Source organism: Peptacetobacter hominis (assembly GCF_006861675.1).
Classification (GTDB): Bacteria; Bacillota; Clostridia; order Peptostreptococcales; family Peptostreptococcaceae; genus Peptacetobacter; species Peptacetobacter hominis.
In genome coordinates this window covers 39,593-59,139 of the sequence record NZ_SGJB01000018.1, presented here as the reverse complement: position 1 = coordinate 59,139, position 19,547 = coordinate 39,593, and the positions used below count along the sequence as shown (strand labels likewise).

The window sequence follows — 19,547 nt, the reverse complement described above, 5'->3', positions numbered from 1 at the left end:
CGTGGTTGATAGGTCAGAGGTGAAAGTGCAGCAATGTATGCAGCTTACTGATACTAATAGGTCGAGGACTTGACCAAGATAAATGATGGAAGATGTATGTATGCGGTTTTCAGAGTGCAGCTCTGAAACAGAAGATTATGTGGTTACTATAGCAGAGAGGATACACCTGTTCCCATTCCGAACACAGAAGTTAAGCTCTCTAGCGCTGATGGTACTTGGGGCGAAGGCCCCTGGGAGAGTAGGTCGTAGCCACGTAATCTTTTTTTATTATATAAAAAATTTCCAGGAGGTTTTTATGTCTGATAGAAAAGAAATAGAAAAAAAATATCCCGATGTTGATTTTGAGTCGGATATACTTATAAATAAAAGACTAAATGAAATAAGAGATAATATAGTATCGTTTCATATGCCTGGGCACAAATATGGGAAAGTATATAAAATTACTGGATATGATAAGATAATGTCTCAAATATATTCAACAGATACAACAGAAATTCCAGGTACAGATAATCTTCATTCACCAGAGGATATTATAAGAGATGCACAAAATAAAGCCTCAGAAATATTTGACTCAAAAGAAACAAGATTTCTTGTAAATGGAAGTACATGTGGGATACAGGCACGGATAATGGCTGTGTGTAAACCCAAGGATAAAATAATAATAAACAGAGACTGCCATCAGTCATCTATAAATGCATGTATTATGGGAGATATAAATCCTGTGTATATACCTGCTTCTGTCAATGACATAAACTCGATACATTATGGATCGGATGAAGAAACAGTTATAGATATCATAGAAAAAAACAAGGATGCTAAAGCACTTCTTCTTACATATCCCACATATTATGGAAAAGTATTCAATCTTAAAAGAATAACTGATTATGCACATAAATATGGAATTACTGTTATTGTGGATGAGGCTCATGGAGCTCATCTTGGTCTTTCGGATAGACTTCCAAAATCAGTGGGGGAATGTGGAGCGGATATTGCTATTCAAAGTACGCATAAAACACTTCCCGCATTCACACAATCATCTATGCTGCATATATACACTGATAGAGTTGATTCTGACAGATTATCAAAAATGCTTACTATGACAGAAACATCCAGTCCATCATACATACTTATGCAGTCGCTTGAAATTGCCTCTGATATATACTTAAAATATGGAAAACAGTTAATGGAAAATCTGATTTTTAATATAGAAAATTTTATAAAGCAGATAGAAAAACTTCAGGAAAAATATAATGCTAATGAAAAATTCTTTAAAATAGACTGTTCAGACGATATAACAAAGATTTTTGTATCATCATCAGAAATTGGTATAACTGGATATGAATTAGAAAAAATACTAAGAAATAAACACAATATACAGGTAGAGCTTTCAAATTATTATGGAGTACTTCTCATATGTACTATAGGTAATGAGAAAAAAGATTTTGATTCTTTTGCTGATGCATTAGAAAAAATATATCTTGAAAACCAAAATAACGATATAATTAATAGTATAGATTATCCGAAAACTGAAAATAAAATTGTTCTGAATCCAAGAGATGCATTTTATTCAGATATGGAAAGTGTAAAACTTACTGACAGCATAGGAAGAGTCTGTGCAGAAAATATAGTTCCATATCCACCGGGAATATGCCTAATAGCAGCCGGCGAGGAGATAAACAGAGAATGTATAGAATATCTCATCAAATGCAGAGATAAAGGAATGAATATTTCAGGAATGAAGGATGATAATGCAGAATATATACAGGTTATAGTATAATCTGTAAAATACAGATAGGAGAGTTATTATGTCTGGAAAACTTATAATAATAGAAAGTGGTTCTGATGCCAGCGGAAAAGCTACACAGTCTGAACTTATATATGAAAAACTGAAGAATGAAGGAGTAAAGGTAAGGAAAGTACAGTATCCAAACTACGAGTCTGAATCATCTACACTTGTCAAGATGTATCTAAGAGGAGATTTTGGAAAAAATGCGGATGACGTCGATGCATATATAGCATCTACTTTTTTTACTGCGGACAGATACGCATCATACAAAACAGAGTGGGAAGATTTCTATAAAGAGGGCGGTGTTGTAATAGCGGATAGATATACAACATCAAATATGGTGCATCAGGCATCAAAAATGGCAGTGGAAGACAGAGATAAATATCTCGATTGGCTTGATGATTATGAATATGGAATGTTTAAAATGCCAAGACCTGATGTCGTAATATTTCTGAACGTGCCTGTGGAGTTCAGCAGAAAATTAATGGCAGACAGAATGAACAAGTTTACCGGTGAAAAAGAAAAGGATATTCATGAAAGAGACGCTGAGTATCTTGAAAGAACATACAGAAATTCGCTTTATATAGCTGATAAATACGGATGGAAAATAGTTGAATGTATAAAAGATGGTGAACTGAGAAGTATAGATGATATAAACAATGAAATATATAAGATAGTACATGAAGTTTTGTAGGTGGAAAGTATGTATTTTGAAAATATAATAGGTCAGGTATTTGCAAAAAGGTATATAACAAATGCTCTAACAAAGAATATGCTTAATAATGCCTATATTTTTGAGGGGATAAAAGGTATAGGAAAGATGAGCTTTGCAAAGGAACTTGCTAATACTCTGATTGGTATTACACCGGAAAATAGTCCGGATTTTATTGTTATAGAAAAAGAAGATAAATCCCATAGAATAAAAATAGAGCAGATAAGAAATATGAAATCCGGTGTATATGAAAAGCCGATTTCTGATTATAAGATATATATTATAAAAGATGCACATCTAATGAGTGAAGAGGCTCAGAATGCTATTCTGAAGACAATAGAAGAACCGCCATCATATGCAATATTTATATTTATTACAGAAAATCTTGAGTCCCTACTTCCTACAATAAGATCCAGATGTGATATAGTCAGATTTACACCGCTGAAAAGGGAAGAAATAAAACTGTATCTGACTGATAAATACAGTCTTGACGATAAATCGGCTCTTGTATATTCTGCCTTCTCAGGAGGAAGTATATCCAGAGCGGAAGAACTTATGAATGATTCTGATTTCAGAGAGATGAGGGAGGATATTCAGAACTGTATATCTGTAATATCTGATAGAAACAGAATGAAGATAGAATTCCTTGCAGATGGAATAGAAAAATATGAAAAAGAAATTATAAATCTTCTCGATATTATGATAAACTATTTAAGAGATATAATAATAATAAAAGAAAAGCTTGATACAGACCTTATTACCAATATAGACCGAATAACATTTATAGAAAATATGAGCAGAAAAATAAGCTGTTCACAGATAGCGTCTATTATTGATATAATAGAGGATACCAAGGAAAAGCTAAGAGGATATTGCAGCTTTAAAATGAGTATACAGGTTATGTTCTTAAATATATATGAGGTGATTAAATGATAAAAATAGTAGGAGTCAGATTTAAAAAAGCGGGCAAGATATATTATTTTAATCCGCTTGATTTCAATATAGAAAAAGGTGACGATGTAATCGTCGAAACAGCAAGAGGACTTGAATTTGGGAAAGTTGTGATAGGTGTAAAGGAAGTTGATGAATCAGAACTTGTATCGCCACTTAAGCCAATAATAAGAATAGCTGATGAAAATGACAGAAAAAAATACGACGATAACAAGGAAAAAGCAAAAGAAACATTTGCTATATGTCAGGAGAAGATAAAAGAACATGGATTATCGATGTTTCTTATAGATTGTGAATATACATTTGACAGAAATAAACTGATATTTTATTTTACAGCAGAAGGAAGAATAGACTTCAGAGATCTTGTGAAGGATCTTGCTTCTATATTCAAAACAAGAATAGAGCTTAGACAGATAGGTGTAAGGGATGAGGCAAAAGCGATTGGAGGACTTGGAACTTGTGGAAGAAAACTTTGCTGTTCTTCATGGCTTGGTGATTTCCGGCCTGTATCTATAAAAATGGCAAAAGATCAGAGTCTATCTCTAAACCCTACAAAAATTTCCGGAATATGCGGTAGACTTTTCTGCTGTCTGAAGTATGAACATGAGGTATATGCTGCAGCAATTGAAAAAATGCCGGGTGTAGGTTCACTTGTACTTACAGAGGATGGAAAAGGAAAAGTTATAGAGGTAAATGCTATTCTTGAACAGATAAGAGTTGAGTTTAACGATAAAACTATAAAAGTCTATCCTGGAGAAAGTGTAAAAGTTCTAAAAGAGGCAAGAGCAAAGGATAAGCACGGTGAATATATAGATGCCGAAACCATGAGAGAACTTAAAAAACTTGAAGACTAAAAGTTAGGGGCTGTTTTACAGCTCCTTTTTAATGTATAAATACAAATAAAATCTGATATTTGTGCCTATATATTGTATAATATATAGTACAATCATAAAAAGTGCGTGGAGGAAAGAATGGAGATAACACTCAAAGAAAACGAAAGAATAGATGACCTTCAGTTAAAAGGTCTTAAAATAATACAGAATACAGAAGGCTTTTGTTTTGGGATGGATGCAGTACTTCTTGCAAACTTTGCAACGGTAAAAAGAGGAGCAAAAGTTGCAGATCTTGGAACTGGAACGGGAATAATACCCATACTTATATCCGGCAAAAGTAGAGCTGAAATCATCTACGGGGTTGAAATACAGGAAGAAGTCTATGAAATGGCATGCAGATCAGTTGAAATGAACGGGATTTCAGACAGAGTAAAGATAATAAATGCCGATATAAAGAATATTGAGGATAGTCTTGGTAAAAACAGTTTTTCGGTTATAACATCAAATCCGCCGTATATGCATGCTGACGGAGTAAAAAATCCTGATGATAGAAAAATGATTTCGAGACATGAAGTAAAATGCAACCTTGATGATGTAGTAAGAGCAGCGTCTTTACTTCTTCAGGAAAGAGGAAAATTCTATATGGTTCACAGACCAACTAGACTTATAGATATAATAACAGCTGGAAGGAAATACAGAATGGAGCCTAAAGTTATGAGATTTGTACATCCGAGATACGGAAAAGCTCCAAATATGATTCTTGTTGAATTTGTAAAAGGTGGAAAACCTGACCTTAAAATAATGGATCCACTTTATGTTTATAACGAGGATGGAAGTTATACAGAGGAGATAAACGAGATTTATTCAAATGAGAGTATAGAAAGATAAATTTGCAGGAGGGGATTATGGCAGGAAAATTATATATATGCCCGACGCCAATCGGGAATCTTGAAGATATAACGTATAGAACTCTTAGAGTTTTAAATGAGGCAGATTTAATAGCTGCGGAAGATACAAGACACAGTCTTCAGCTTCTGAATCATTTTGATATATCGAAGCCGCTTACGAGTTACCATGAACACAATAAGGATTCAAAGGGTGGATATCTTATATCAAAACTTCTGGAAGGTGAAACAATAGCTCTTATAAGTGATGCTGGTATGCCTGGTATATCAGATCCCGGAGCGGATATTGTAAAAGAGGCGATAGAAAATAATATAGAAATAGAAGTACTTCCCGGAGCTACAGCTTTTGCAACGGCTCTTGTTGGTTCTGGTCTTGATACAAACAAATTTGTATTTGAAGGATTTCTTGATAGAGATAAAAAGCTTAGAAGAAGAAGACTTGAGGAAATATGCGAAGAGAGAAGAACTCTTATATTCTATGAATCTCCTCACAGATTAAAAGAAACTCTTAAGGATATGCTGAAATACCTTGGGAACAGAAAGATTGCCGTAAACAGAGAACTTACTAAGAAATATCAGGAAATCATAAGAGAAGATATAGAAACTGTTATAGAAATATTTGGAAACAGAGAAATAAGAGGAGAGTTTGTACTTGTAGTTGAGGGATTTAGTGGAGAAACCTCTCAGAAAAATGAATATGACTCTCTAAATGAAAGAGAATATGTAATCAAACTTATGGATCAGGGAATGAGCAAAAAAGATGCTATAAAGGCTGTATGTAAGGATAGAAAACTTAAAAAGGATATTGTATATAAACAGGTTCTTGATTTATAAAATAGCATCAAGGGTATATTTAATATTATAGACGAAGGGTTGAAAAAACTTTTAGAGGTGATTTTATGGAGAATCTCAGAAAAAATTTTATAGATGCTTTGAAATGTGAAAACACAGCAGAGCGCATAATGGATATGGATAAGCTGGGGGAGCTTGAAAAGATATTTCCGCATATAAAGGAAATGAAAAAGATAGGAAAATGCAGATTTCATGCAGTTGATAGTTTTACACACTCGATAAATGCTCTAAAGGAGTTTGAATATATAAAGCGGTCTGACAACTTCCTTCCAAAATATATAAGAGAGATTGTAAAAGACGATATGGAAACTGTTCTGGATGACGGAATGAAGAAAGAGGAGCTTTTAAAATTTGCTTTATTTCTTCATGATATGGGAAAACCTGCAAGCCTTAAGCTTGATAAGGATGGAAATGCACATTTTAAAGGGCATGAAACTGTAGGGGCAAACATGGTTCACTCAGTTATATCCGGATTTGGACTTTGTAAAGCATCAGAGGATCTTATATACAGTTATGTAAAAAATCATATGCAGCTTCTGATATTATACAAAACAAATGATTTGAGCAAAAATATAATATATGGTATTTTTGAATATCTTGGAGATGATGTAACCGGTGTTATGCTTATCGGATATTCGGATATAGTGTGTACAAGGAGACTTATATATGAGAACGAAAATTATGGAGTTCTAAGAGTTTATATGGAGTATGTACTTACAAACTATTATTACAGATATGGAGAAGAATAATAAAAAGGCAGCGATTTAATTTATCGCTGCCTTTGATTTTTTTATAATATAGATTTTGCCTGTATAGGAGTAGAAAGTATAACAGATGTCTTAGTAGCACCTATTTTCTTTATACTGTCTATTACATTTTCAAGTTCATGCATATCTTTTACTAAAACTTTTAGAAGAGAACAGTCGTCTCCTGTTATATGATGACATTCAACTATTCTAGGATCGTTTTTAGCAGATTCTATAAAATCTGAATAGCTCTGGCTTCCTACAAGAGATATATGTATAAAAGCTTTTATATTTCTTCCAAGAGCATCAGGATTTATGATAGCTTTATATCCTGATATTATACCACAGTTTTCAAGTCTTTTTATTCTTTCAGAAACAGCAGGAGAAGTAAGTCCTATAAGTTTTCCAAGATCCTTCATAGAAATTCTACCGTCTTCCTGAAGTATTTCGATTATTTTTCTATCTGTTTCATCAAGCTTTTTTATTGTATTTTCCATACGTAAAACACCCCTCTCTTTTTAAAAGAATAATATTCTATACCAAAATAACAAAAAACCCTATAACTATAATAAATCATAATATTAATAAAGTTTCAAGGGTAAAAAGTAAAAAAATCAAAAATATATTAAAATATAGCAAAAATAAATACGTTTGCATGATAATAAAATCTAATATATATGTTAATATAATAAATATAAAATAAAAAAATGTAGTAAAAAATGAAAAATAAAATAAAAATAGCAAATAATATTAATATATACAATAATTGAGAAAAATGAATGAAAAATAAAAAAACATTCATAATATATATTTATAAGCAAAAATAGAAAAGAAAAAGTAATATCTAATATACAGATAAATACTAATAAAAATAAGTATAAAATGAAGAATATATTATAAATGCATATATTTTAAAAATATAGAAAACTTAAAGATATTAAGTTGTGAATATGCAAGATGTATTATTTCAAAAATCATAATCTTACAAAGATTGTATGCTATATAGGATAAAATAATTGACAAACAGACAACTATTTTATATCATTAAATTGATAGACATAAATAAAGGCAATGATGAGAAGAGTAGGAATACATGTATTCAAAAGAGAGCCGATGTATGCTGAGAATCGGTGTTTACAGTATTTTGAAGATGGACTTTGAGCCTCTTATCTGAAAATGAAGTAGGATAAGACGTATACAGCGCGTTAAGCTGAAGAGATATTCCTTTATGGAATAATTAGGGTGGTACCGCGAGATATGTCGCCCCTATGCAGTGCATGGGAGGTGGCTTTTTTTATGTCTTTCATAAATGATAAGAACGGAAATACCGTTTAATAGATTGGGAGGGATTCTTAAATGAGCAAACCAAAATTTTATGTAACAACACCTATATACTATCCAAGTGGAAACCTTCATATAGGTCATACTTATACTACTGTTGCAGCTGATGCAATAGCAAGATTCAAAAGATTCTGTGGATACGATGTAAAATTCCTTACAGGAACAGATGAACACGGAGAAAAAATACAGAAGAAAGCTCAGGAAGCTGGTATATCTGAAATGGAATACCTTGACGGAATGATAGCTGATATAAAGAAATTATGGAAAACAATGGATATATCTTATGATGACTTTATAAGAACAACAGAAGACAGACACAAGGATATAATACAGAAGATATTTACTAAGCTTTACGAGCAGGGAGATATATACAAAGGAACTTATACAGGAAGATACTGTACTCCTTGTGAAAGTTTCTGGACTGAGTCTCAGCTTCTTGAAGGAAATAGATGTCCTGACTGTGGAAGAGAGACTTATGAAGCTAAAGAAGAAGCTTATTTCTTCAGACTATCAAAATACGAAGACAGATTAAAAGAACTTTTTGCAGATCCTGATTTCTGTTTCCCTGTTGCCAGAAAAAATGAGATGGTTGCAAACTTCCTTGATAAAGGACTTGAGGATTTATGTGTAACAAGAACATCTTTTGACTGGGGTATAAAAGTTCCATTTGATGAAAAGCATGTAATATATGTATGGGTTGACGCACTTTGCAACTATATAACAGCTTTAGGATATATGACAGATCACGATGAGGAATTCAAAAAATACTGGCCGGCAGATGTACATATAGTAGGAAAAGAAATAATAAGATTCCATACTATAATATGGCCTGCAATACTTATGGCATTAGGTCTAGAAGTACCAAAACAGGTATACGGACATGGATGGATAATGTTCGACAACGACAAGATGAGTAAATCAAAAGGAAATATAGTATATCCTGAGCAGATGATAGAAAGATACGGAGTTGACGCTCTTAAATATTTCCTTCTTAGAGAATTTGCTTTCGGTCAGGATGGAAACTACACTCATAGAAACTTTGTAGGAAGACTTAACTCTGACCTTGCAAACGACCTTGGAAACCTTGTAAGCAGAACTGTATCAATGGTTGAAAAATACAACGAAGGAAAAATACCTTCAGCTAAAGCTGCTACAGAGTTTGATGAAGATCTTGTAAATACAGCAAAAGAGGCTGTTGAAGGATTTGAAGATGGAATGAACAGAATGCAGTTCAATGAAGCATTAGAATCTGCATGGAAACTTATAAGAAGAACAAACAAATATATAGACGAAACAATGCCTTGGGCACTTGCAAAAGACGAGGAGAAAAAAGACGTTCTTGATACAGTACTATACAACCTTTGCGAGTCTATAAGAACAGTTGCAACTCTTATAAATCCAATAATGAATGAAACTGCAAACAAAATATACGCACAGCTTGGAATAGAGGACAAAGACATTATGACTTGGGAAAGTATACAGTCTTTCGGACTTATAAAAGAAGGAACAGAAGTTAAGAAAGGTGAAGCACTATTCCCAAGACTTGATGTTGAAAAAGAAGTTGAAGAACTTTGTGAACTTTTCGCTGAAAAGAAAGATACGGTAGAGCCTCTAAAACACAAAGAAGAAATAACTATAGACGATTTTGATAAATGTGAACTTAGAGTCGGTGAAATAGTTAAATGTGAAAAACATCCTAAGGCTGACAAACTTCTTGTATCTCAGGTAAATCTTGGACCAGAAACAAGACAGATAGTATCAGGAATAGCAAAATGGTACAAGTCTGAAGAGATGGTTGGTAAAAAAGTAATAGTAGTATGCAACCTAAAACCAGTAAAATTAAGAGGGGTTGAATCTCAGGGTATGATACTTGCAGCAGGAGATGACGGTGACGATTTAGTTATACCGGTTGCTGAAAATGCAAAACCTGGATGCGAAGTATGCTAGTATCGGAGGTATTTAGATGCTTTTTGATTCACATGCACATTTAAATGACGAAAAATTCGATGAGGATAGAGAAGAACTGATTGCCTCATTAAAAGAGAGTGGTATAGAATATGTCGTAAATCCTGGAGCTGATATGGAAAGTTCAAGAACAGCTGTAGAACTTGGAGAAAAATACGACTTCATATATCCGGCAGTAGGAGTTCATCCTCACGATGTTGAAAACATGACAGAAGAAGATATAGAAGAACTCAGAGAAATGGTAAAAAACAACGACAAAATCGTTGCAATAGGAGAAATAGGTCTAGACTATTACTATGATTTCTCACCAAGAGACCTTCAGAAGAAATGGTTCAAAAGACAGATAGAACTGGCAAACGAACTGAATCTTCCATTTATAGTTCACGACAGAGATGCCCACGGGGATACTATGGATATAATAAAAAGTACAAAAGCAGAACATACTGGATGTCTACTTCACTGCTATAGTGGAGAGATAGAACTTGCCAGAGAATATGTAAAAATGGGATGCTATATATCTATTCCGGGAACTATAACATTTAAAAACAATAGAAAAACGAGAGAGGTTGCAAGACTTATACCTCTTGAATATCTTATGATAGAGACCGATTCGCCGTATATGGCACCTGTTCCTCACAGAGGAAAGAGAAATGATCCGTCACTTGTAAGATATGTCGCTGAGAAAATAGCTCAGGAAAAGGGAATAAGCTATGAGGAAGTATGCAGAGTTACTTCTGAAAATGCAAAGAAATTTTTCGGCATAAAATAACAGATAGAATAAAGCTGTCAGAGACTGTTCTCTGGCAGCTTCTTTTGTAAAAAGATTTGTCTTTTAAAAAAAATTATACTAATATATAATTTATCATATAGATATATAAATATAATGAATGAAGGAGATGTAAGGAATGCTAAAACCAGTAAAATTAAAACCTGCATATCAGGATTATTTATGGGGTGGAACAAAACTTAAAGAGGAATACAACAAGGTAAGCGACCTTGATATAGTAGCTGAAAGCTGGGAACTTTCAAACCACAAAAATGGACAGAGTATAGTCGACTCTGGAGAATACAAAGGCCTTAAATTCGGTGAATATATAGAAAAACTTGGAGCAGAAGGACTTGGAACAAACTGTGATAGATTCGAGTTTTTCCCAATACTTATAAAATTCATAGATGCAAAGGGATCTCTATCAATACAGGTTCATCCTGATGACGAGTATGCTTTAAGAGTTGAAAAAGAATATGGTAAAACAGAAATGTGGTATGTTCTTGAAGCTGAAGAGGGATCATATCTTTACTATGGAGTAAATAAAGAAATAAGCAAAGAAGAATTTGCTGAAAGAATAGAAAACGATACAATACTTGAAGTTTTAAACAAAGTGGAAGTTAAAAAAGGAGATGTATTCTTCATAGAGTCAGGAACTATACATGCAATAGGTGCAGGACTTGTAATATGTGAAATACAGCAGAACTCAAACACTACATACAGAGTTTACGATTTTGGAAGACTTGGAGCAGATGGAAAACCTAGAGAACTTCATGTTGAAAAAGCAATAGATGTAACAAACCTTAAACCAAATGCAAAAAGTGCAGAGCCTATGGGTGCACCTGAAAAATTTGACGGATATACAAAAACTCTTTTAAGTGAGTGCCAGTACTTTACAACTTACAGATATGATGTAGAGGATAGCTGTGAAGTTTTATCTGATACAAAATCATTCAACTCAGTAATAATAACTGAAGGTGAGGGAACTCTTTCTATGGGAGATACTGTACTTGAATTCATAAAAGGAAACAGTATATTTGTACCTGCACAGGATGGAAAATTTGAAATAAAAGGAAAATGTGAATTTATACTTTCAAGAGTATAAGAGGTGAGTAATATGCCCGAAACAAAGTGTAATCTTCCTGTAATAAAAGGAGTAATATTCGATATGGACGGTACTATTCTTGATACTGAAAGTCTTTCTTTGGGATTCTGGATAGAAACTCTTAAAAAATATGGAATAGAACTTGATAAAAATATCGTAATATCTCTTATGGGAACAAGCAAAAAGGCTATAATAGACGGTATGAATCAGAGATATGGGGATAGAGTAGACATAGAAAAAGTATATGAAGAAAAAAACGAAGCGATGCTTGAGTATATGGAAAAACAGGCTCCAGATGTTAAAAAGGGATATTATGAACTTAAAAAATATCTCGACGATAATGGATATAAAACAGCTATAGCCACTGCTACTGTAAAAGATAAGGTAGCATTGAGAATGAAGTTTCTTAAACTGGATGAGGATTTCGATTTTGTCGTATGTGGAAGCGACATAAAAAACAGCAAACCGGATCCGGAAATATTTTTAAAGGCAGCTGAAGGAATAGGACTTAAACCTGAGGAATGTGTTGTACTTGAAGACTCAAAAGCGGGAGTTACCGCTGCATATAGAGGTGGATTCAAGTGCATAAATATTCCAGACCTTAAAATACCGGATGACGATATGAAGCATATGGCCGATGCAGAACTTGAGTCATTGGACAAAGTTGTTGAATATCTTGAAAAAATAAATAGAAGATAATAAAAGAGGGAAGAATTACGATGTTATAAGTGACACGGTTCTTCCCTTTGTCATATAATATAAGTATATACACAGAGGGGAGAGATTTTATGAAAAAAGTCAGATTTGGTGTAGTTGGAACAAGTGGAATAACCGAGTGGTTTTTACAGGCTGCAAAAAATGTAGAGGAGTTTGAACTTGTATCTGTTTATTCTAGAAGTATAGAAAAGGCAGAACAGTTTGCCAAAAAGCATGGAGCAAAGAAATTCTTCGACAACCTTGAAGAGATGTCATCGGATGCTGATATAGATGCCGTTTATATTGCATCTCCAAACTTCATGCACAAAGAACAGGCTATAACATGTATGAACAACAAAAAGGCTGTACTATGTGAAAAGGCATTTGCATCAAATGCAAAAGAAGCCAGAGAGATGATAGAGTGTGCAAAGAAAAACGACGTTCTTCTTATGGAGGAGATGAGACTTACATGTACTCCAAACTTCAGAAATATAAAAGAGAATCTTGATAAAATAGGTACTATAAGAAGATACTCTGCAAACTTCTGTCAGTATTCATCAAGATACGATAACTTCAAAAAAGGGATAATAGAAAATGCATTCAAACCAGAGCTTTCAAACGGAGCTCTTATGGATATAGGAGTCTACTGCATACATCCTCTTGTAGCTTTATTTGGAAAACCAGACAGAATACATGCTGATGCTACAAAACTTCATACAGGGGTAGATGGACAGGGAGTAGCTATAATGAGCTATGACAGTGGAATACTTGCCGATATAAGATATTCAAAAATAACTAAATCAGATGTACCATCAGAGATACAGGGAGAAGATGGAAGCATAATAATAGATGGAATAAGTAGAATGAGCGGTGTAAAAATAGCATATAGAAACGGAGATAGTGAGTCTCTTGAAATACCTATAAATATAGGAGAAACAGATAGATATGAGATAGAAAGTCTATACTGTGTTGCCAGGGAATTTGTAGGTCTTGTGCTTGAAGGAAAGAAAGAATCATCTCTTAACACACATGCGAATACTATAGCTGTTATGGAAATAATGGACGAAATAAGAAGACAGATAGGTCTTGTATTCCCTGCAGATGAAAAATAATATAAATAATTAAAAAAAGAGGCTGAGACAGAAAGAATCTGAATCAGCCTTTTTATATTATTCCTGTTCGTATTTTTTTAGATATGAGAAAACATCTACGAATGAATATATGCATAGAGATAATAGTAGAGAGTTAAATTTTCCGTCAAAAAATGGAGGTTCAAAAATATTAAATATTATAAGTATAGCTATTGTAGTTATAAGTAACAATATGAATTTGTTTGAAAATTTCATGGGAGGTCTGTAGTCAGCTTTTGCAAGCCGGAAAAAGTAAAACACGACAGAAGCTGCAAATATAAATACATTAAAAAATCCCGTATAAAATTTTATAAAACATACTGCCCAAAACACAAAAATCGACAAAATAAAAATTCTGTTTCTATTCACAAAATCATCTCCTCTCAATACAGTATATAAAAATAGTATAGAAATCTTCTTAAGATAAACATCAGATGAATCTTAATTATTCTTTGTATACCTTGAAATATCCACAAAAAACACTTAAAATAGTATGAGTATATAAAAATGGAAAGAGGAAAATTGATGATAAAAGAGATAATAGTAGTAGAGGGAAGAGACGATGTCACAGCTGTAAAAAGAGCTGTAGATGCCGAACTTATAACAACAGGCGGATTCGGATTTCCCAAAGGAGTAATGGAGAGAATAAAAGAAGCCCAGAAAAGAAGAGGGGTTATAATATTTACAGATCCTGATTTTGCGGGAGAAAAAATAAGAAAGACAATAACTGCAGAGGTACCGGGATGTAAACACGCATTTCTTCCTAGGGAAGAGGCTAAAAAAGATGGAGATATAGGAATAGAAAATGCATCTCCAGAAAGTATAAGAGCAGCACTTGACAAAGTGAGAACTGAAAGTACGGAAAAGAGAAATGAGTTTTCACAGGCTGACCTTGTCAGAAACGGACTTATAGGAAGTGGAAATGCTTCAGATAGAAGAGATAGACTTGGACAGATAATGGGTATAGGATACGGAAATGCGAAACAGTTTTTAAATAGATTAAACAACTACGGTGTAACAAGAGAAGAATTTGAAAATGCACTAAATGAAATAGATAAATAAAAGGAGGAAATTTATGGACAGACTGTCTTCACACAAGGCTACGAAAGATATAGTACAGAAACACGGATTCAGATTTTCAAAATCGCTTGGACAGAACTTTTTAATAGATGACAACGTAATAGATAGAATACTTGAGGGCGCGAGAGTATCTGAAGGAGATAAAATAATAGAAGTAGGTCCGGGAATAGGAACACTTACTAGAGAAATGGCAAAAAAGGCTGAAAAGGTGACTGCGATAGAAATAGATAAAAACCTTATACCTATACTTGAGGAAACATTAAGCGACTTTGATAATGTGGAGGTTGTAAACGAGGATATACTAAAAGTAGATATAGAAAAACTTGTAGAGGAGAAACTTTCGGGAGGACCTGTAAAACTTATAGCAAACCTTCCATACTATATAACAACTCCTATAGTTATGAAATTTCTTGAAGAGGATATACCGGTAACGGATATAGTTGTAATGGTTCAGAAAGAGGTTGCAGACAGAATGAATGCCGTACCTTCTACAAAGGATTACGGTGCACTTTCTGTTGCAGTTCAGTATTACTGCGACACTGAAATAGTTGCAAAGGCTCCGAGACATATGTTTATACCTCAGCCGAATGTAGACTCTACAGTAATAGGACTTCACATAAGAGAAGAGAAAAAATACAATGCAGAAAATGAGGATATATTCTTCAAAACTGTAAAGGCTGCATTTGGTCAGAGAAGAAAGACTCTTTTAAATTCACTATCTAGTATGGGTATGCTTGATAAAGCTTCTGTAAAAGAAGTGCTTTCTGATGCAGGGATAGATGAAAAGAGAAGAGGAGAAACTCTGAGTATAGAAGAATTTGCTCATCTTTCAAATATAATAAATGAAAGACTGAATGCAAAATAAGCTTCCTTAATACAAAAAAGGGGGATTTTTATGTCAGGAAAATCGAGTTTTAATACAAAGTTCTATGTTGTCGTCGGTCTTACAGTATTTATAGTATTGTATCTGATAGGATTTTTTATAATCGGTGGAAGAATGAATAAAAATGATGAAGATGAAACAGATAATACTATTCAGGTTGAGGAAAATAATTCACAAAATGAAGAGTATAGTCTTCTATCAAAACTTGAATCCAGCTCTGATATATATCTATCAACTGAAGGTGGAGATGATATAAAGCTGGAAAAAGAAAGATGGGAAGAAATGGAATATTATTTTGATGAAATGGTCAAAATAAGAGGTGCTGAATCATATAAACCAGTGGTAAGCGGTCATACATCTTCAGGAATAAAATTTTCTACAGATTTTGAGTTTCTTAGAATATACAATGTAGAAAAAGAAGAATATTATAAAATACCTGTAAGTAAAAAAGAGGAATTCAAAGGTATTGTAAATGGTGCTATATATACATCTTTTGACTTTGTAATGAACGAGGCAAACTGGAAAAAATTATATATATCAAAAGGCGAAGACGTAAAAACGATACATGGCTGGAAATACAAGGAAGTATCCGAAAAAATAAGATACAAAAGGCTTGTAGGTAAGATACAGCCTGAAAAAGCGAAAGAAAGAACAGATGTCAATTATGTCATGGTTATAGAAGGCGAAGGATTTGAAGCAAAAGTTGAAACTATGGGTCCGGATTATATAAAAATAACATCTAATGACTGTGTGGCATATTATGAGATATATGAAGATTTCTATAATTATTTGACAGATGATATTTTCAGTTAATAAAAAAGCTATCACGATAAATTTAATTATCATGATAGCTTTTATTTTTTAGATTAATTATTGTATTTTTTAACTAGAGCTTCTGCTATTTTGAAAACAGGACCAGCTCCGGCAGTAATAACAAGATCATCAGGTTTTACATTTTCAGCAAGATATTCTACTATATCGTCGAATTCTTTTATGTACTGAGCATCTATATTATTCTGATAAAGTTTTTTGACAAGATCTTTTGAATGTATATCTCCAGGATTTGTTTCTCTGGCAGCATATATGTCTGTTACAATAACTTTATCTGCAGCAAAGAACGCATCTGAGAATTCATTTAAAAGAGATTTTGTTCTTGAATATGTATGTGGCTGGAATACACACCATAATGTATTTTTCTTTATTCTCTTGGCAGTTGAAAGAGTGGCTTTCAGTTCTGTTGGATGGTGTGCATAATCATCTACAACAGTGGCTCCATTATATTTTCCTTTAAGCTCGAATCTTCTTCCGACACCACGGTATTTTTTTATATTTTCTCTTATTGTATCGGCAGGAATTCCTGATATAAGAGATGTTATTATTGCAGCGGCTGCATTATATATGTTATGAAGTCCCCGCACAGAAAGTTCAAATTTACCTAAATCCTCACCATTATATTCAAGAGTGAATATTCCGAATCCCTCTTCTGAGAATTCTATATCTTTTATAATTGCATCATTATGGCTATCTCTTCCGTATTTTATTATAGTGGCTTTTACATCATAAAGTATGTCCTCTGTATTTTCATCATCGCCATTTATAATAAAGTATCCATCTGAAGGAAGCAGTTTACCGAATTTATTGAAAGAAGCTTTTATTTCATCTATACCTGAGAAATAATCAAGATGATCTTCTTCTATATTAAGTACAATAGATATCTTAGGGTTAAAGTTAAGGAAACTGTCTACGTATTCGCATGCTTCAGTTATAAAGTTTTCTGAATGACCTATCTTTACGTTTCCTCCTATCATACTAAGGTTTCCACCGACAAGTATTGTAGGATCAAGATTTGCATATTCAAATATTGCAGAAAGCATAGAAGTAGTAGATGTCTTTCCATGAGTACCTGAAACAGCTATTGAGTTTTTATATTCTCTCATTATCTGTCCAAGAAAAGCGGCACGATTTACAATCAGCTTGTTGGCTTTTCTTGCAGCTACAAGTTCCTCATTATCCGGATGTATGGCTGCAGTATATACAACCATATTTATATCATCTGTAATATTTTCTTTTTTCTGACCTATATATATTTTTGCACCCTGAGAACGAAGTTTCTCTGTCATAGGAGATTCCTGTGAATCAGAACCTGATACATTGTATCCTTTATTAAGACAGATTTCGGCAAGTGCACTCATACTTATTCCACCAATACCTATAAAATGTATATTCACAATAAAACAACCCTTTCTTATATTAAAGTTATACAATCTGAACGATTTTTATGATATAATGAATTAATGTACGATATTTTTTAAACATAGAATTAAAAATATAATTCCGATGTACAAAATTCAAGATACTCATCTAATTATTATATCACAATTAAAGATGAGGTGCATCAGTTTTAGATAAAGATAAAATTCTGGCAGGAGGCTGTATTATATGAAATTTAAAAGGACCGAAAGAATAGGTGCGATCGTAAAAATACTATCAGATAATCCGAACAAAATATATACGCTTAGCTATTTTACAGAACAGTTTAATGCAGCAAAGTCTACCATAAGTGAGGATCTTCTGGTTGTTAAAAACGTATTTGAAAAGCTTCATCTTGGTAAAGTAATAACAATATCAGGTGCAGCAGGGGGAGTAAAATATATACCCAAGACATCAAAGGAAGAGAATGCGGAGTTTCTTATAGATTTATGCAATAGAATAAATGACAGTGAGAGACTTCTTTCAGGAAGTTTTCTATATCTCATAGATCTTATATATGATCCAGGTATAGCTTCAAGAATAGGAAAGATATTTGCATCAAATATAGATTATTCAGATGCGGATTATGTTGTTACAATGGAGACAAAGGGAATACCGATGGCTCTTATGACTGCAAATGCTATGAACCTTCCGCTTGTAATAATAAGAAAGGATATAAAGGTATCTGAAGGACCTACACTTAGCATGACATATGCGAGTGGAAACAATGGAAAGCTTGAAAGCATGAGTCTTCCTAGAAGAGCATTAAAACCAAACAGCAAAGTAATAATAATAGACGACTTTATGAGAGGCGGAGGAACAATAAAAGGAATGATAGACCTTATGAAAGAGTTCAATGCCGAAGTTGCGGGTATTGGTGTATTTATATCAATGATGAAACCTGAAAAGAAAATGGTGGAGGATTATATTTCTCTGATACAACTTGATGTAGAGGGAGATGAGATAATCGTAAAACCGAACAGGGATATTCTTGAGGGAACAGAAGAATAATACATCGATATATGTCTGTGAAAATGTTTTTACAAAATATTCGTAAAAAAAAGGATATTCACTTTATTATATAGAAATAATTGTTTAAAGAGTTATTCTTATATAAATCAATCATTATAACCAGGATATGATATGTGTTTTGCCTTAAGGATACTCTACATTAATCTTGGCGGGAAGCATACTCACTAGAATCTGCTTTGACGTATAAAGGGGGATATTGCAAATGAAAATAACAGACATAAAGGTTCGAAAAATAGCTGATGAGGGAAAAATGAAATGTATAGTTTCAGTAACGTTTGACGATTTATTTGTAGTTCACGACATAAAGGTTATAGAGGGGCAGAACGGTCTATTTATTGCCATGCCAAGCAGAAAGGTTAAAGAAGGCGTATTCAGAGATATAGCACATCCTATAAATGCAGAGATGAGAAAAATTGTAGAGGACGCTATAATAGAGGCATATCAAAAGGCTGTTGAAAGTTCAGAAACTTCCGGATATAACGATGAAGAGTCAGAGGCCTAAAACTATATAAAA

The 19,547-nt window shown here is 33.2% G+C and carries 20 protein-coding genes, 1 rRNA gene and 1 other annotated feature; of the genes, 18 read left to right on the top strand and 3 right to left on the bottom strand.

Annotated features, from left to right (window positions below; genetic code table 11):
- Positions 1-138: 138 nt before the first annotated feature.
- From rrf to EXD82_RS08985, 8 genes are all read left to right on the top strand, one after another.
- Positions 139-255, top strand: a 5S ribosomal RNA gene (gene rrf, locus EXD82_RS09020).
- A 40-nt stretch (positions 256-295) separates the two neighbouring features.
- On the top strand, positions 296-1,777 hold the full coding sequence (locus EXD82_RS09015) for an aminotransferase class I/II-fold pyridoxal phosphate-dependent enzyme (RefSeq protein ID WP_142536592.1): 1,482 nt from the start codon (positions 296-298) through the stop codon (positions 1,775-1,777).
- A gap of 28 nt (positions 1,778-1,805) precedes the next feature.
- The gene (locus tag EXD82_RS09010) at positions 1,806-2,480 is read left to right on the top strand and encodes a dTMP kinase (RefSeq protein ID WP_142536591.1); all 675 of its coding nucleotides are present in this window, start codon (positions 1,806-1,808) and stop codon (positions 2,478-2,480) included.
- 9 nt (positions 2,481-2,489) lie between these two features.
- Positions 2,490-3,431, top strand: coding sequence for a DNA polymerase III subunit (locus tag EXD82_RS09005; RefSeq protein WP_142536590.1), 942 nt, complete (start codon positions 2,490-2,492; stop codon positions 3,429-3,431).
- Positions 3,428-4,303, top strand: coding sequence for a PSP1 domain-containing protein (locus EXD82_RS09000; protein WP_142536589.1), 876 nt, complete (start codon positions 3,428-3,430; stop codon positions 4,301-4,303). Before EXD82_RS09005 ends, EXD82_RS09000 begins: the two co-directional genes overlap by 4 nt.
- A gap of 117 nt (positions 4,304-4,420) precedes the next feature.
- A complete protein-coding gene (locus tag EXD82_RS08995) occupies positions 4,421-5,170 on the top strand; it encodes a tRNA1(Val) (adenine(37)-N6)-methyltransferase (protein ID WP_142536588.1) in 750 nt (249 codons plus the stop codon).
- A gap of 17 nt (positions 5,171-5,187) precedes the next feature.
- On the top strand, positions 5,188-6,021 hold the full coding sequence (gene rsmI / locus EXD82_RS08990; protein WP_142536587.1) for a 16S rRNA (cytidine(1402)-2'-O)-methyltransferase: 834 nt from the start codon (positions 5,188-5,190) through the stop codon (positions 6,019-6,021).
- Between the two features lie 65 nt (positions 6,022-6,086).
- Positions 6,087-6,788 carry an HD domain-containing protein gene (locus tag EXD82_RS08985; protein ID WP_142536586.1) on the top strand — a complete coding sequence of 234 codons (702 nt, stop codon included), beginning with the start codon at positions 6,087-6,089 and terminating at the stop codon, positions 6,786-6,788.
- Positions 6,789-6,829: 41 nt separating this feature from the next.
- Here the strand turns inward: EXD82_RS08985 and EXD82_RS08980 are convergent, their stop codons facing one another.
- Positions 6,830-7,282, bottom strand: coding sequence for an Lrp/AsnC family transcriptional regulator (locus tag EXD82_RS08980; protein ID WP_142536585.1), 453 nt, complete (start codon positions 7,280-7,282; stop codon positions 6,830-6,832).
- Positions 7,283-7,847: 565 nt separating this feature from the next.
- Positions 7,848-8,056: a binding site (T-box leader), on the top strand.
- Between the two features lie 85 nt (positions 8,057-8,141).
- On the opposite strand from EXD82_RS08980, the gene metG reads away from it, so the two are divergent.
- The 5 genes from metG (at position 8,142) to EXD82_RS08955 (ending at position 13,770) form a co-directional block, all read left to right on the top strand.
- The gene (gene metG, locus EXD82_RS08975) at positions 8,142-10,073 is read left to right on the top strand and encodes a methionine--tRNA ligase (RefSeq protein ID WP_142536584.1); all 1,932 of its coding nucleotides are present in this window, start codon (positions 8,142-8,144) and stop codon (positions 10,071-10,073) included.
- Between the two features lie 16 nt (positions 10,074-10,089).
- Positions 10,090-10,860, top strand: a complete 771-nt coding sequence (locus EXD82_RS08970) for a TatD family hydrolase (protein ID WP_142536583.1) — start codon at positions 10,090-10,092, stop codon at positions 10,858-10,860.
- A gap of 136 nt (positions 10,861-10,996) precedes the next feature.
- The gene (locus tag EXD82_RS08965) at positions 10,997-11,962 is read left to right on the top strand and encodes a type I phosphomannose isomerase catalytic subunit (RefSeq protein ID WP_142536582.1); all 966 of its coding nucleotides are present in this window, start codon (positions 10,997-10,999) and stop codon (positions 11,960-11,962) included.
- 12 nt (positions 11,963-11,974) lie between these two features.
- The gene (locus EXD82_RS08960; protein ID WP_142536581.1) at positions 11,975-12,661 is read left to right on the top strand and encodes an HAD family hydrolase; all 687 of its coding nucleotides are present in this window, start codon (positions 11,975-11,977) and stop codon (positions 12,659-12,661) included.
- Positions 12,662-12,750: 89 nt separating this feature from the next.
- Positions 12,751-13,770: a Gfo/Idh/MocA family protein gene (locus EXD82_RS08955; protein ID WP_142536580.1), complete on the top strand. Its 1,020-nt coding sequence runs from the start codon at positions 12,751-12,753 to the stop codon at positions 13,768-13,770.
- Between the two features lie 57 nt (positions 13,771-13,827).
- Here EXD82_RS08955 and EXD82_RS08950 read toward each other — a convergent pair whose 3' ends face one another.
- The gene (locus EXD82_RS08950) at positions 13,828-14,157 is read right to left on the bottom strand and encodes a hypothetical protein (RefSeq protein ID WP_142536579.1); all 330 of its coding nucleotides are present in this window, start codon (positions 14,155-14,157) and stop codon (positions 13,828-13,830) included.
- Between the two features lie 156 nt (positions 14,158-14,313).
- Here EXD82_RS08950 and rnmV point away from each other — a divergent pair, with 156 nt between their 5' ends.
- The 3 genes from rnmV to EXD82_RS08935 are packed head-to-tail and all read left to right on the top strand — an operon-like array spanning position 14,314 to position 16,564.
- Entirely contained in the window at positions 14,314-14,850 is a 537-nt protein-coding gene (gene rnmV, locus EXD82_RS08945; RefSeq protein WP_142536578.1) for a ribonuclease M5, read from the top strand.
- Between the two features lie 13 nt (positions 14,851-14,863).
- Positions 14,864-15,733, top strand: coding sequence for a 16S rRNA (adenine(1518)-N(6)/adenine(1519)-N(6))-dimethyltransferase RsmA (rsmA, locus tag EXD82_RS08940; RefSeq protein ID WP_142536577.1), 870 nt, complete (start codon positions 14,864-14,866; stop codon positions 15,731-15,733).
- Positions 15,734-15,763: 30 nt separating this feature from the next.
- Positions 15,764-16,564 carry a hypothetical protein gene (locus EXD82_RS08935; protein WP_142536576.1) on the top strand — a complete coding sequence of 267 codons (801 nt, stop codon included), beginning with the start codon at positions 15,764-15,766 and terminating at the stop codon, positions 16,562-16,564.
- A gap of 53 nt (positions 16,565-16,617) precedes the next feature.
- On the opposite strand, the gene murC is transcribed toward EXD82_RS08935, so the two are convergent.
- On the bottom strand, positions 16,618-17,979 hold the full coding sequence (gene murC / locus EXD82_RS08930) for a UDP-N-acetylmuramate--L-alanine ligase (RefSeq protein ID WP_142536575.1): 1,362 nt from the start codon (positions 17,977-17,979) through the stop codon (positions 16,618-16,620).
- Positions 17,980-18,190: 211 nt separating this feature from the next.
- Between murC and purR the strand changes: the two genes are divergently transcribed.
- The gene (purR, locus tag EXD82_RS08925; protein WP_142536574.1) at positions 18,191-19,012 is read left to right on the top strand and encodes a pur operon repressor; all 822 of its coding nucleotides are present in this window, start codon (positions 18,191-18,193) and stop codon (positions 19,010-19,012) included.
- A 223-nt stretch (positions 19,013-19,235) separates the two neighbouring features.
- The gene (spoVG, locus tag EXD82_RS08920) at positions 19,236-19,535 is read left to right on the top strand and encodes a septation regulator SpoVG (protein WP_142536573.1); all 300 of its coding nucleotides are present in this window, start codon (positions 19,236-19,238) and stop codon (positions 19,533-19,535) included.
- Positions 19,536-19,547 lie beyond the last annotated feature (12 nt).